Source organism: Massilia sp. IC2-278 (genome assembly GCF_020708045.1).
Classification (GTDB): Bacteria; Pseudomonadota; Gammaproteobacteria; order Burkholderiales; family Burkholderiaceae_D; genus Telluria.
The window spans coordinates 1-13,901 of the sequence record NZ_JAJFES010000036.1 but is presented as its reverse complement, the minus strand read 5'-3'; the positions used below and the strand labels follow the sequence as shown (position 1 = coordinate 13,901).

General features: G+C 64.6%; 13 protein-coding genes and 1 rRNA gene. 5 read left to right on the top strand and 9 right to left on the bottom strand.

The window, feature by feature from the left end; translation table 11 throughout:
• Positions 1 to 270: 270 nt before the first annotated feature.
• The 9 genes from LK540_RS24975 to LK540_RS24935 all read right to left on the bottom strand — a co-directional run bounded on the left by LK540_RS24975 (position 271) and on the right by LK540_RS24935 (position 8,927).
• On the bottom strand, positions 271 to 1,416 hold the full coding sequence (locus tag LK540_RS24975) for a D-alanyl-D-alanine carboxypeptidase family protein (protein WP_229440109.1): 1,146 nt from the start codon (positions 1,414 to 1,416) through the stop codon (positions 271 to 273).
• 187 nt (positions 1,417 to 1,603) lie between these two features.
• On the bottom strand, positions 1,604 to 2,236 hold the full coding sequence (locus LK540_RS24970) for an alpha/beta hydrolase (protein WP_229440108.1): 633 nt from the start codon (positions 2,234 to 2,236) through the stop codon (positions 1,604 to 1,606).
• Positions 2,237 to 2,249: 13 nt separating this feature from the next.
• Positions 2,250 to 2,576, bottom strand: coding sequence for a ferredoxin (locus tag LK540_RS24965; protein ID WP_229440107.1), 327 nt, complete (start codon positions 2,574 to 2,576; stop codon positions 2,250 to 2,252).
• Between the two features lie 57 nt (positions 2,577 to 2,633).
• On the bottom strand, positions 2,634 to 3,794 hold the full coding sequence (locus LK540_RS24960; RefSeq protein WP_229440106.1) for a VanZ family protein: 1,161 nt from the start codon (positions 3,792 to 3,794) through the stop codon (positions 2,634 to 2,636).
• Positions 3,791 to 4,411: an ABC-type transport auxiliary lipoprotein family protein gene (locus LK540_RS24955; RefSeq protein ID WP_229440105.1), complete on the bottom strand. Its 621-nt coding sequence runs from the start codon at positions 4,409 to 4,411 to the stop codon at positions 3,791 to 3,793. The genes LK540_RS24960 and LK540_RS24955 overlap by 4 nt, the downstream gene beginning before the upstream one ends.
• Positions 4,412 to 4,419: 8 nt before the next feature.
• The gene (locus LK540_RS24950; RefSeq protein WP_229440104.1) at positions 4,420 to 5,379 is read right to left on the bottom strand and encodes an MlaD family protein; all 960 of its coding nucleotides are present in this window, start codon (positions 5,377 to 5,379) and stop codon (positions 4,420 to 4,422) included.
• A gap of 1 nt (position 5,380) precedes the next feature.
• Positions 5,381 to 6,250 carry an ABC transporter ATP-binding protein gene (locus tag LK540_RS24945; protein ID WP_229440103.1) on the bottom strand — a complete coding sequence of 290 codons (870 nt, stop codon included), beginning with the start codon at positions 6,248 to 6,250 and terminating at the stop codon, positions 5,381 to 5,383.
• Entirely contained in the window at positions 6,250 to 7,383 is a 1,134-nt protein-coding gene (locus tag LK540_RS24940; RefSeq protein ID WP_229440102.1) for an ABC transporter permease, read from the bottom strand. Before LK540_RS24940 ends, LK540_RS24945 begins: the two co-directional genes overlap by 1 nt.
• A gap of 56 nt (positions 7,384 to 7,439) precedes the next feature.
• A complete protein-coding gene (locus LK540_RS24935) occupies positions 7,440 to 8,927 on the bottom strand; it encodes a B12-binding domain-containing radical SAM protein (RefSeq protein ID WP_229440101.1) in 1,488 nt (495 codons plus the stop codon).
• A gap of 145 nt (positions 8,928 to 9,072) precedes the next feature.
• On the opposite strand from LK540_RS24935, the gene rrf reads away from it, so the two are divergent.
• From rrf to LK540_RS24910, 5 genes are all read left to right on the top strand, one after another.
• Positions 9,073 to 9,185: ribosomal RNA gene (gene rrf / locus LK540_RS24930) — 5S ribosomal RNA — on the top strand.
• Between the two features lie 142 nt (positions 9,186 to 9,327).
• The gene (locus tag LK540_RS24925; protein WP_229440100.1) at positions 9,328 to 9,642 is read left to right on the top strand and encodes a YbjQ family protein; all 315 of its coding nucleotides are present in this window, start codon (positions 9,328 to 9,330) and stop codon (positions 9,640 to 9,642) included.
• 1 nt (position 9,643) lies between these two features.
• Positions 9,644 to 10,117 carry a YbjQ family protein gene (locus tag LK540_RS24920; protein ID WP_229440099.1) on the top strand — a complete coding sequence of 158 codons (474 nt, stop codon included), beginning with the start codon at positions 9,644 to 9,646 and terminating at the stop codon, positions 10,115 to 10,117.
• Complete coding sequence (locus LK540_RS24915; protein ID WP_229440098.1) at positions 10,114 to 10,941, top strand: M48 family metallopeptidase; 828 nt, start codon at positions 10,114 to 10,116, stop codon at positions 10,939 to 10,941. Before LK540_RS24920 ends, LK540_RS24915 begins: the two co-directional genes overlap by 4 nt.
• A 195-nt stretch (positions 10,942 to 11,136) precedes the next feature.
• Complete coding sequence (locus LK540_RS24910; protein WP_229440097.1) at positions 11,137 to 13,557, top strand: penicillin acylase family protein; 2,421 nt, start codon at positions 11,137 to 11,139, stop codon at positions 13,555 to 13,557.
• Positions 13,558 to 13,901 lie beyond the last annotated feature (344 nt).

The window sequence follows — 13,901 nt, the reverse complement described above, 5'->3', positions numbered from 1 at the left end:
GGATCATGGGGGCTTTCTTGCTTTAACGGTAACGAGCAATTATAGCGGGGGTGCGCCGATTTGATTGACGGGTTTGTAGGGTGGGCACCTGTGCCCACGCTGTCTCACCGGTCGATATACGGCGCCACATGATTTCACGGCAATCGATGATCAACCGCCGTACCGCGTGGACACAGGTGTCCACCCTACGAACCCCATCACGCCGCAGTCCAAAACAAAATGCCCGCCGGGCATACACCGGGCGGGCATTTTTTGGAGCACACTACACGCTTACTTCATCCACAAGCGCATCGAATCCCACGCGCGGCCGAAGATGCTGGCTTCCGGCACTTCTTCCAGCGCCACCACCGGCAGCACCAGCAGCGGCTTGTTGTCGACCATCATCTTGAGCGTACCCACGCGGGCGCCGCGCGCCAGTGGGGCGACCAGTGGGTCCTTGCGTTCCAGCACAGGCTTGAGTTTGCCGGCCACGCCCTTCGGCACGGTCACCAGCACGTCGTTGGTGAAGCCGAGCTTCACGTTCGACTGCGAACCCTTCCACACTTCCGGGGTCGCCACGGCCTGGCCCTTCGAGTACAGCTTGACCGTGTCGAAGTTCTGGAAGCCCCAATTCAGGAGCTTCTGGCTTTCCTGGGTACGCACGCCATCCGAGCTGGCGCCCGACAGCACCGAGATCAGGCGGCGCTCGCCGCTGTTGCCGTTCGGGCGGTGCGCCGAGGCGATCATGCTGTAGCCCGAGGATTCGGTGTGGCCGGTCTTCATGCCGTCCACGGTCGGGTCCAGCCACAGCAGGCGGTTGCGGTTTTGCTGGGTGATCTTGTTGTAGGTGAACTGCTTGACCGAGTCGATCTTGTAGAACTCGGGGAAGTCGCGGATCACGCGATTGGCCAGGGTGGCCAGGTCTTGCGCGGTCGAGAAGTTGTCCGGGCTCGGCAGGCCGTGCGGATTGGCGAAGCGGGTGTTCTTCAGGCCCATGCGCTGGGCTTCGCGGTTCATCAGGGTGACGAAGGTGCCCTCGTCGCCGGCCACGGCTTCGGCCAGGGCGACGGCGGCGTCGTTACCCGACTGCACCATCAGGCCGTGCAGCAGGTCGCTCACGCTGACCGGGGTGGCCGGGTCGATGAACATCTTCGAGCTGCTGGCATCGACTTTCCAGGCGCGGGTCGAGACGTTGACCATGGTGTTCAGGGCCAGCTTCTTGTCGCGGATGGCTTCGAACGTCACGTAGGCCGTCATGATCTTGGTCAGCGATGCCGGTTCGATGCGCATGCCCGGATCCTGGGCGGCGATCACCTGGCCGCTGGTGGCGTCGAGCAGCAGCCAGGACTTGGCCGCAATCTGGGGTGCGGGAACGGTTTGCGCACTGGCCGATACCACCAGCAGGCTGGCGGCAATAGCCGCAATCAGTTTTTTCATGGGAGCGTAAGTCTGTTCAGTGGATGGGTGAAGCGCGGGCATTGCCCGTAAAGACATTGCCCGGAGAAAAAGAAGAGACCCATTATAGGCCAGTGCCGGAGCCAACTCTACAGGCTTCCGGCCCGCATTCTTAATGGAGCCTTAATTTGTGTCCATCATGCAGCGTTCATGTCGCCTTTGCACCGGATCAGGTGCGGCGCCACATCTGGGTGACGAGGTTCTTGATCGGATTCAGGCGGCGGTGGAAGAAGTGGTCGGCGCCCGGAATCACCACCACCGGGATTTCCAGCGGACGCGCCCAGTCGAACACCATCTGCAGGGTGATGGTGTCGTCCTGCTCGCCGTGGATCAGGATGGTGTCTTCCGGCACCGCCGGCATCGGCCACTTGCCGGCCGCAGTGCCGACCAGCACCATGCGCTCGATCGCCTCCGCCTTGCCCTCGGCGGCCAGGCGCGCATGCAGCTGGGCCTGGACAAAGGTGCCGAAGGAGAAACCCGACAGCGCCACCGGCAGGCCCGGGTACTGTTCGCGCATGTGGTTGAACATCACCTGCATGTCGTCGACCTCGCCGTGGCCACGGTCGTGCTCGCCTTCGGACTCGCCCACGCCGCGGAAGTTGAAGCGGGCCGTGGCGTAGCCGAGCGAGACGAAGGTGCGCGCCAGCGTCTGCGTGACCTTGTTTTCCATGGTGCCGCCGTACAGCGGGTGCGGGTGCGCCACCAGGGCGATGCCGCGCGGCGCGTCCTCGGGCAAATCGAGCAGGCATTCCATCTTGCCTGCCAGGCCGGTCAGGTAAAACTTCTTCGAAAACTTGTTCATGTAGCTAAGCGGTTCAGATCTTCAGGCGCTCGACGACCTGGCCGCCGAGAATGTGGGTGTCGATAATGTCGTCGATGTCGCTGGTGTCGACATAGGTGTACCAGGTGCCCTGCGGGTAGACCACCAGCACCGGGCCTTCCTCGCAGCGCTCCAGGCAGCCGGCCTGGTTGATGCGCACCTTGCCCGGCTGGTTCAGGCCGAGATGCTTGATGCGTTTCTTGGCATGCTTTTGCGCGATCTCGGCGCCGGCCTTGCCGCAGCTCTGGCGGCAATTCTCGCCCTCGCGCACGTTCATGCAGAAAAAGACGTGGTGTTCGTAGAAGGGTTTCTCGTCGTTCATATCGTGTCCAATGCAGAGGCTATGTCGAATGATACGCGTTCTTTGGTGGCGATTCACTCAGTGCCGATTTAACTTGTGTGAGGGCAGCAGCAGGAACCAGAGCGCGAAAAATGGCCAGGTAATCGACAGGAACTGGGCCGCCCCGTTGAAGTTCAGGAACTTGCCCTGCACCCAGCCCTGGAGCGTGGAAGTGAAGTAGGGGTTCGCCGGGATCGTGTTTACCACGATCAGGCTCAGCACCAGCGTCACCACCGCCAGCCGGCGCTGGGCGATCTGCGGCGCAAAGGCCAGGCCGGCCAGCATGATCAGGCCGATCAGGAAGCCGCCCTCGGCGCCCGGCGTCACCCAGACAAAGGCGTTATCCGGCCGGAACAGCAGCGAACTGGCCAGGGTTTTCAGTACCAGCGCCGCGAACAGCATCAGCATCACCAGGGTATAGCGCGGCGCGCTGCGGCGCAGCAGGCACAGCAGCGTCAAGGCAGCGCCGGTCATGCCGCAGGCGGTGATGATGGTTTCCGACAGCCAGTACTGCTCCACGCCCATGGCAGGACCCGGGCGCAGCATGGCGACCAGGTCGATGTCTTCGTCGAACCAATCGGACAGCCAGCCCGAGACCATGGGCAGCACCTGGCCATGGCCGAACAAAAAGCTTTGCGGGTAGATCTGGGCCAGCGGCCACAGGGCCAGCAGCACCAGGCCCTGGCTGGCATGCGGCGCGAACCAGCGCTGGCGCAGGCGTTGCAGCCGTCCTTCCTGCAAGAGCCCGCGCGCCAGGAAGGGGCCGATGCAGGCGCCGGCCAGGCAGCCGACGCTGTTTGTCAGCAGGTCGAGGTTCGAGGGCACGCGGCTGGGCAGGAAGTTCTGCACCGCCTCCATGCCGCCCGAGACCAGCACGCCGAGGATGGCGGCCAGCAGCGCGGCCCAGATGCCGCGCACGAAGGGATACATGGCCAGCACCAGCAGCACGCCCAGGGGCACGTAGCCGACGATATTCACCATCACGTCGAAGCCGGTCCAGTAGCGCTGCTTGACCAGGTTCAGGAAGGAGAACACCGGCAGGCCGTTGTTGCGCCAGCCGGTGAAGGGATACCAGCTGGCGTAGACGATCAGCAGGAAGTAGGCGAGCAGGGCCGCGCGCGCCACGGGCGAACCACGGCGCGGCGCGGCGTCGGGCGGCTCTGAGCCCGAAGCCGGTTCTTTTACTTCTTTGCCGGTCATTTTGCCCGGGTATCGATTCCGGCCAGCCAGGCGGCGATGTCGGCGGCGGCGGCGTCGGTGCTGGCGGCCAGCGCGCGCACGCCGCCGGTGGCATCCGCGCTCGGCGCCGGCGAGGCGCGGCTGATCGTCTTCTGGTCGAGCAGGGTGTGGCCGCGGAATACCGAGGCGCGCAACACGACTTGCCCTTCGCTCTGGGCGGTGCTGGCAAAGGCGTGGGTGAAGTCGTCGAGTTCGATGCGCAGGATCGGCACGTTGTTCATGGTGTCGGTTGCCGACAGCACCTTCACGCCGGCCTGGGCCAGGCGCGCCTTGATGCGCTGGGTCACCAGGATCAGCGGGCTCGCGCTCCAGCGGCTGTTGGCATAGGTGCGCGCCTGCAGCGGGTCGGCGTAGTTCAGGCGGTACAGCATGCGTTCGTTCTCGAGCGCGGGCGAGCCGGTAACGTCCATCACGACCACGGCGGCGATCGGTGCCTGCGGCATCTGGGCCACGGGTGCGCCGAGCGGCCCGAAGTCGAACTGGTCGTTGTTGGCCTTGGACTTGCTCGACGAGGCGCAGCCGGCCAGGGCAAGCGTCATGGCAAGAGTGGCGGCACCGAGAATGCGGGGCGAAATCATGGTGGTCCTCATTTGGTCGGGGCAACGAAGCCCGGTTCGCCGGGGCCGGGTTGGGCGTCGGGGGCGCCGAACAGGATGCTTTGCGGGCGGTCCGAGAGCGAATCGGCGGTGCGGCGCACCGAGCGCAGGGCGGTGCGCGCCTCGTCGGTCATGCGCACCACGTGCGGCAGGGTTTCCGCTTCCAGGTCGGCGGTGACGCCGGTGAGCGAATCGATGGCGCCGTTCAGGCGATTGAGCGGGCCGTCCGGCGCCTGCAGGCCGGTGGCCAGGCGGTCGAAGTTGTCGGCGGTGGCCTTGGCGCTGTCGGAGAAGGCGCCGAAGGAATCGGCGCTGCGGTCGATCTTCTCGGCCAGGGCCGGCAGGCGGTCGATGGTCGGGCCGAGTTTCTGCGGAATCTCGCCGTAGGCGGCGGCGGCCTTGCTGATGTTGTCGAACGCGCCGATGATGGTCTGCTGGTTCTCGTCGCTCATCAGGTTGTTGACGCGCGCCGTGATTTCCTCGGTGCGCTCAAGCAGCGCCAGGCCGCGCTTTTCCAGCTGGTCGAGCAGGCCGGGGCGCAGCGGGATGCGGCCCACGTGTTCCTTTTCCGTCTTCAGCAGCGGCGACGGCTTGCGCGCGTCGGTGTTCTGGTCGTCGAGCTGGATGAAAGCGATCCCGGTCACGCCCTGGTAGCCCAGCGAGGCGAAGGTGGTGGTGGTGATCGGCGAGCCTTCTTCCACCGACAGGCGGATCAGGATCTGGCCGGCGACGTTCGGGTCGAACACGATCTCGTCGACGCGGCCGACTTCCAGGCCGCGGTAGCGCACCGTCGCCTGCGGGTTCAGGCCCGGGATCGACTGGGTGGTGACGATCTCGTAGGGAGACAGCTCGGTTTTATCGCGGTTCAGCCACAGGCCCACCAGTACGGTGGCCACCAGCAGGGCAATCGTGAACACGCCTGTCATCAGGGCATAGGATCGGTTTTCCATGTCACTCCTTCGCTTCGTCTTCGGCGGCTTCGTCGCGTTCGTCGAGCACTTCGAGTGCACGGCGCCCGCGCGGGCCAAGGAAGAAATGTTTGATGAACGGATGGTCGACCCGCAGCACGTCGCGCGACGGTCCGACCGCCAGCACGTGCTTTTCGGCCAGGACCGCGATGCGCGACGAAAGCGCGAACAGCGTGTCGAGGTCGTGGGTCACCATCACCACGGTGAGTTTCAGTTCCCGGTGCAGGGACTGGATCAGGGACACAAAGGCGTCCGACAGATCCGGATCGAGGCCGGCGGTCGGCTCGTCCAGGAACAGCAGGCGCGGCTCCAGCGCCAGGGCGCGCGCCAGTGCGGCGCGCTTGACCATCCCGCCCGACAGGTCGGACGGCATCTTGTTGGCATGCTCGGCGCCGAGGCCGACCATGTCCATCTTCAGCAGCACGGCGTCGCGGATCACGTCTTCGGGCAGGGCGCGCAGCTCGCGCATCGGCTGGGCGATGTTGTCGAACACCGTCAGGGCCGAATACAGCGCACCTTCCTGGAACAGCATGCCCCAGTGGTTGCGCATGCGCTGCAGCTGCTCGGGGCCGGCCGCGCTGATGTCTTCGCCGAACACGCGCACGCAGCCGCGCGTCGGCTGGTTCAGGCCCAGCATCTGGCGCAGCAGCACGGTCTTGCCGGTGCCCGAGCCGCCGACGATGGACAGGATTTCGCCCGAATAGATTTCCAGGTTCAGGTCCTGGTGCACCACGGTCTTGCCGAACTTGGTCCACAAATTGCGGATCTCGACCACCGGCGGGCCGACGTCTTCTTCCGGCTTGCGGTTCAGCTGCTGCCGGCGCTTGTCGTTGTGCTTCACGTCGTCTGCCATCAGAAACCCACCCCGCTGAAGATGATGGCGAACACGGCGTCGGCCAGGATGACGACCGTGATCGAGGTGACCACGGACGTGGTGGTGCCGCGCCCCAGGCTTTCGGTGTTCGGCTTGATGCGCAGGCCGAAGTGGCAGGAGACGAGCGCGATCAGCATGCCGAAGGTCATGCCTTTCAACAGGCCGATCGTGTAGTTCGCCATCGGCACCGCGTCCGGCAGCTTTTGCAGGAAGTAGCGGAACGACAGGCCCAGCTCCAGCTTGGCCGATGCGGCGCCGCCGAGCAGGGCCATGGCGTCGGTCCAGACCACCAGCAGCGGCATGGCGATGCCGAGCGCGATCACCTTCGGCATGATCAGGCGGTAGCCATGCGAGATGCCCATTACCAGCATGGCGTCGAGTTCCTCGTTCACCCGCATCACGCCCAGCTGCGCCGTGATCGAGGAACCGGAACGGCCGGCCACCAGGATTGCCGCCAGCAGCGGGCCGAGTTCGCGGATCACGGCCATGCCCAGGATGTCGACCAGGTAGACGTCGCCGCCGAACTGGCGCAGCTGCTGCGCCGACAAATAAGACAGCACCACGCCGATCAGGAAGCCGACCAGGGCCGTGATGCCCAGGGCCTGGAAGCCGGAGTGGTAGATGTTGGCCGAGATTTCGCGCCAGGGGCCGGTGTTCGGGCGGCGCACGAAGCGCCCCAGGTCCTGCACCAGGCGCCCGATCAGTTCCACGAAGCCGTGCAGGTGCTCGAAGAAGGTGAGCAGGCCCTGTCCCAGCACGATGATCCAGTTCAGCGCGCTGGTGCGCGGGCGCGGCATGCTGATCTCGGTGGCCTTCTCGATGCGCGCGAAGAGTTCTTCCTGGCGCGGGTCGAGCTTCAGCTGCGCGGGGCGCTTCTTGCCCCAGGCATTCCAGAACATCTGGGCGCCGATGTGGTCGATGCTGTCGACTTCGGTCAGGTCCCATTCCAGCGTGCCGCCCTTCTTCAGGGCCGCCAGGCTGCGGTTGATGCCTTTCAGCTTGCCGCTGGCGGTAAGGGCGTGCACCTGCCAGACGCCGCTCGCCATGACAGATTGCCCCGCGCCGGAGGCGGATTTCTGGATAGTTAATATTGGCGCATTATCAATCTGCATTATTGCAGTGTAAAAGGAATCGGCCAAATTTGCTCGGACGCGCTCCTGTAGAGTGCTCAGGCTGCCAAATGGCGTACCTGGCGCACCGGCGTGGCCACCGCTTGCGGCGCGCTGTGTGCCTTCGCGTCGACCTTGCCGGCGTAGTCGCTGGCCAGCAGGCGCGCGGCCTCTTCGCGGTCCATGCCGGTCTCCACCAGCCACTCGCCCACCAGCTTGGCCAGCTTGTCGAGGGCGATGCGGTGGGTGGCGTCGGTGCGGCCGTAGATCCAGTCCGAGAAGGCCATGAAGTTGACGAAGGGCTGGTCGCCGAGCAAGGCCTTGACTGTGTGCGCGAAGCGGCCCGAGTTCGCCACCAGGTCCCAATAGCGGGCAAAGCGCACCAGGCGCTGCATGGTCGTGAAGTCGACCGTGCTGGTGGCCAGCACCGTGTAGGGAGGATACGGGTCGTAGACCATGGCGAAGGGCCCGGTGTGGCGGATGATGGGCGTGCCGCGCAGGCGCTTCAAGATGCCGAACTGGATTTCGTGGGCGCCCAGTCCCACCAGCTGGTCGAAGCCGCGCGCGAAGCTGGCCATGTCTTCGCCGGGCAGGCCGGCGATCAAATCGACGTGCAGGTGGGCCTGCGATTGCTCGCACAGCCAGCGGATGTTGTCGGCCGCTTTCTCGTTGTTCTGGCGCCGGCTGACCAGGGCCTGCACTTCCGGGTTGAAGCTCTGGATGCCGATCTCGAACTGCAGGGCGCCGGCCGGGAATTTGGCGATGGTCTCCTTCAATGCTTCCGGCAGGTGGTCGGGCACCAGCTCGAAGTGGGCATACACCGGATCGTCGGGGTTGGCTTCCAGCTTGTCGAGGAAGAACTGCATGATGCGCAGGCTGGTCTTCACGTTCAGGTTGAAGGTGCGGTCGACGAACTTGAACAGGCGCGCGCCTCTAGCATGCAAATCTTCCATCTGCGCCAGGAAGTCGTCCAGCGGGAAGGGCCAGGCCGTCTTGTCGAGCGAGGACAGGCAGAATTCGCACTTGAAGGGGCAGCCGCGCGAGGCTTCCACGTAGACCGTGCGGTGGGCGATGTCCTCGCTACTATATAAAGAGTAGGGCAGGGCGATGTCGGCCATCGGCGGCTGCACGCCGGCGTGCACCTTCATCAATGGCTTGGGGCCGTGCAGGATCTCGCCGCACAGTTTCGGGAAGGTGACGTCGCCCCAGCCGGTAACGACATAGTCGGCCAGCCTGCAGATTTCCTGCTCGTTCGTCTCGAACGAGACTTCGGGGCCGCCCAGCACGACCGTTACCTCGGGCGCCACGCGTTTGAGCATGGCGACGATTTTCGTCGTTTCCTCGACGTTCCAGATATAGACGCCGAAGCCGACGATGCGCGGCTTGCGCGCCAGCAGGCGCTCGACCACTTCGGTGGTCTTGGCGCCGATCACGAATTCCATCAGCGCGGTCTGTTCCTGCAGCGGCCCCATGTTCGCCAACAGGTAGCGCAGGCCCAGGGAAGCGTGGGCATAGCGGGCGTTCAGGGTGGCGAGCAGGATGGTCATGGCGCGGTGCGGTCTGGAGAAACCGGCATTTTACGCGCTGGCGCTTCCTGCGGCACTGGCCTTTTCAGATATTGCCTGTTAGAATGCGCTCCGGAATTCAGGAAGCCTGTTGCCCAGTTGTGGAACAGTTTTCCAGCAAGTTATGCCTGATGACCATAGCAAGTCGGTCCCACCCCTTCCCATCCCGAACAGGACCGTGAAACGACTTTGCGCCGATGATAGTGCTGCAACCAGTGTGAAAGTAGGTTATCGTCAGGCTAGTTATAGAGAAAAACCCCAGCCCGTGTGCTGGGGTTTTTTTTCGTCTGCAGGATCGATGACGCCTTATGCTTTCCGTATTGAAATTATCAAACGATCATGCATAGAATGCATGTTCAACGATTTTTCATGAAAGCAGATCATGTTCCTCAGCAATATCGAAACCATCCCCGGCAAGACCATCACCGCCAGCCACGGCGTCGTCTCGGGTAGCACGGTGCGCGCCAAGCACGTCGGCCGCGACATCATGGCTGGCCTGAAGAACATCGTCGGCGGTGAACTGCGCGGCTACACCGAACTGCTGAACGAATCGCGCGACCAGGCCATCGAACGCATGAAGGCGCAAGCCGCGCAGATGGGCGCCAACGCCATCGTCAACGTGCGCTTCTCGACCTCCTCGGTGGCGGTCGGCGCCGCCGAGATCTACGTCTACGGCACCGCGGTCACGGTCGCCTGACATGGAAGCCTTCGTTCCCTTCTTTCCGCTGCTGGTCTGGGTCGTGCCGCTCGTGCTCGGCTTCGTGTTCGGGCAGCTCAACGAAAAGCGCCACTACCGCTCGATCCACGAACGCGAAAAAGCCTGGCTGCACCTGCCGGCCACGGCCAGCCGCTATCCGCTGCTGCAGGGGCAGGTCGCGCGCAGCGAACTGGTGGGCGGCAGCGTGGTCGTCTCGGTCGATTACTTCAAGCGCGCCGCCGCCGGCCTGCGCAGCATCGTCGGCGGCCCGGTCAAGTCCTATGAAAGCCTGCTCGACCGCGCCAAGCGCGAAGCCATCCTGCGCCTGAAGGAAAGCTGTCCCGGCGCCCACGAGATCGTCAACCTGCGCCTGGAAACGGCGCCGCTCTCAAAAAATGCCCGGGGCGGCATCGGCGCCGTCGAGGTGTTTGCCTTTGCCACCGCCATCTATATGGTGGAACCAGGCGCGGTATGACGCATCGGCCAAAGTACCAGCCCTCCTTGCCCAGCCAGAACGACAACGTCAGCGACGCGCATCCGCTCAAGGATTTCCTGTCCATCCTGTTCAAGCTGGCGCTGCTCGGGCTGCTCGCTTTTTTCCTGCTCGGCCTGCTGGTCGATACCGTGGTCGACCGCATGGATGCCTCGACCGAGGCCTCGCTCACGCGCCTGCTTGCCGACAAGGCGCCCGAAATCGCCGCGCCGGGGCAGGGCGATGCGCGCGAGGCCCGGCTGCAGGCGCTGGTCGACAGCCTGCGCAGCTGTTCCCGCTTCACCGGGCCGGCCACGCTCAGGCTGACCGAATCGACGGCGCCGAACGCGGTCGTGCTGCCGGGTGGGAACATCTACGTGTTCTCGGCCCTGCTCGAGCACGTGCAATCGGAAAACGGCCTGGCCTTCGTGCTGGCCCACGAGATGGCCCACCTGTCGCACCGCGACCACCTGCGCGCGCTGGGGCGCGGCATCGTGCTGTACGGCCTTGCCGCCTTGCTCAGCGGCGATACCTCGGCCCTGGCCAGCGTGCTGGCGCCGGTGCGGCAGCTGGGCGACGCCGATTACTCGCGTTCGCGCGAATCGGCGGCCGACGCCCGCGCCTTGCAGGTGTTGGCCTGCCGCTATGGCCATGCCGGCGGCGCCACCGAATTCTTCGAGGCACTGGACAAAGGCGAGGAGATCCCGGGTTCGCATTATTTCACTTCACACCCGGCCATGCGGGAACGCATCGCTGCCTTGAAGACGGCGATTGCGCAGCAGGGCCTGCCGGTCCGCGCCGTGGTCCCGCTCGTTGCCCCAAAGTAAGGCGTGTCGGCACGCTCCGCATAAAAGCGACACAAGCCATGGCGCGGCAGGAATAGCGAGCCCAGCAGCTTGACGAGTTTATAAGGTGCATGCCAGCATTCAAGCTGGTTCTTCGCATCAATCTGGGGCATGCCTGCCCCATGAACGTTCACTTTCCCACCCGGTCACGCGGCCACAGCCGCAGAAAGCGTCCTTATGAAGCGTAGCAACAGCGCGAGCCATCCATCGTGCCGCCTCCTCCTTGCAGCATCCCTGGTCCTGACCCTGAGCGCCTGCCACCACAGCGACGACGACGATGAAACGGCGCCACCTCCGCCGCCGGCCACCGCCTCGCGCATCAGCGTCGAGCTGGCCCGCACCACCCACGGCGTGCCGCACGTGCAGGCCAACGATTTCCGCAGCCTCGGCTATGGGCTGGCCTATGCCTACGCGCAGGACAATGTCTGCATGTTCGCCGATTCCCTGCTCACCGTGCGCGGCGAGCGCTCGGCCTTCTTCGGCGGCGAGGCGCGGGCGCCAAAACGCAGCGGCGACGAATACGGCGCCGCCAGCGGCTTCATGGACCTGAAGAACGAGGACAGCGACTTCTTCTTCAAGGGCTACATCGACCTCGAACAATTGCGCGCCAACTATGCCGCCGGCGGCCAGGAAACGCGCGACCTTCTCGCAGGCTACGTCGAGGGCTACAACCGCTACCTCAAGGATTACGCCGGCAAGCTGCCCGCTCCCTGCGCCACCGCCCGCTGGGTACGCCCGATGACAGTCGACGACATGTACCTGGTGATCGCCGAGAAGGCGCTGCACGCCTCCGGCCAGGCATTCTCCAAGGAATTCGTCGCCGCAGGGCGCTTGCCGGCCGCCCCGGTCAGCCTGGCCAAGCGCGCGCCGGGCAAGCTGGACCCTTCCTTCCTGGTGGCGCGGCTCGACAAGCTGAACCGGCAGGGCTTCGGCAGCAATGCGCTGGCGGTCGGCAAGGACCTGTCCGCCAACGGCCGTGGCCTCCTGCTCGGCAACCCGCACTATCCCTGGACCACGACCGACCGCTTCTACCAGGCCCACCTGACGGTGCCGAACCGCTACGACGCCATGGGCGTGATCATTGGCGGCGTGCCGGTGGTCGTCATCGGCTTCAATAAAGATGTCGCCTGGAGCCATACCGTCACCACGGCGATGCACTTCACCACCTTCCGGCTGGCGCTGGACGCCGGCGACGCCAGCGGCACCACCTACATGATCGATGGCGAACGCCAGAAGATGACGTCGAAGACGGTGACGGTGGACCTGCTGCAGGCCGACGGCGCCATCCAGAAGCGCAGCAAGACCTTTTATTTTGCGAAGCAGGGCGCCGTCATCGTCAAGCCGGAAGCGGGCATGACCTGGACCGCGAGCGCCGCCTACGTGCTGGCCGACCCGAACCGCAACAACACGCGCCTGATCGAGCAATGGCTGGGCATCGGCACCGCCAACAGCGTGCAGGCGCTGAAAACCTCGCTCGATAGAGCGGTGGGCCTGCCCTGGGTGAACACGGTGGCGGCCGACCGCGCCGGCAATGCGCTGTATGCCGACGCCAGCGTGGTGCCGCACATGAATGCCGACAAGTTCGCCAACGGTTGCCTGCTGCTGCAGGCGGCGCTACTGTTCGACGGCTCGCGCAGCAGCTGCGGCTGGGGCCAGGATGCGGGCGCGCCTCCGGGCATTTACTCGCCGGCGAATGCCCCATGGCTGCTGCGCACCGATTACGTCGGGAATTCGAACGACAGCTATTGGCTGAGCAATCCCAAGGCCCTGCTGACCGGCCCGGCGCCGCTCGGCTTCTCGCCGCTGTACGGCCGCGTGGGCGTCGAGCAAAGCCTGCGCACCCGCATTGGCTTCCTGCAGTTCGAGGAAATGGTCGCCCAGCGTGGCAAGCTCAAGCTCACCGATATCCAGGAGCTGGCCTTTGCCAATCGCCTGTACGCTGCCGAGCTGGTGCTGCCCGAGCTGTTGCCGGCCTGCGCCGGGAATGCCGACGCCGTCTTGGTCCAGGCCTGCAATGTCCTGAGCGCCTGGGACCGCCGCGTGAACATCGATAGCCGCGGCGCCGTCCTGTTCCGCGAGTTCTGGAATACGGCGGTGGCGATTCCGAACAAGTGGGCGGTGCCGTTCAACCCGGCCGATCCCGTGCGCACGCCTTACGGAGTGGCGCCGGCGGCCGTTCCCGCCATGCTGGCCGCACTGAAGAATGCCGCAGTGAAGTTGCAGGGCCTTGGTATCCCCCTAGACGGCCGCCTCGGCGACTACCAGGTCGAACCGCGCAACGGCGTGCGGATTCCGCTGCACGGCGGCATCGGCAACCTCGACGGCTCGTACAACTCGCTGACCATGCGTAATCCTTTGGGCGCGGGCGGCTATGAAGGCGTGCATTGGGGCCAGAGCTATATCCAGACCGTTACCTTCGACGACGCCGGCCCGGTGGCCCAGGCCATGCTGACCTACGGCCAGTCGACCGATCCGAAGTCGCCCTGGTATGCCGACCAGACGCAGGTCTTCTCGCGCAAGGAGTGGCCGGTGTTGCCGTTCACCCCGGCGAAGATCAAGGCCGACCCCAACTACACCACGGTCACCTTGAAAGAGTAAGGCTTGAACAGGTGATACTTCGTAGGGTGGGTTCTCGAACCCACCTTGTCTTGGCTTTTGTAGGGTGGACATTCGTAGTGCTGGCATCTAGCCAGCGCTACTGTCCACGCTGTCTCACCCTATGCACATCCGCCCCCCTCTTGAACATAGTCACGCAAAGCCCTTGCGAACCACTGCGCACCTTTGCTATGATTCGCCTCCGCTTCGGCGCTGTATGAAAACGTCAACGAAATCAAGTAGTTGATCTTGCAACAGCGAACTCAGGAAACTGAGACGAAGCAAAGAAGGGGTTGACGAGAAACAGAAATTGCTTCATAATCTTCTTCCTCTGCTGCTGACGAACA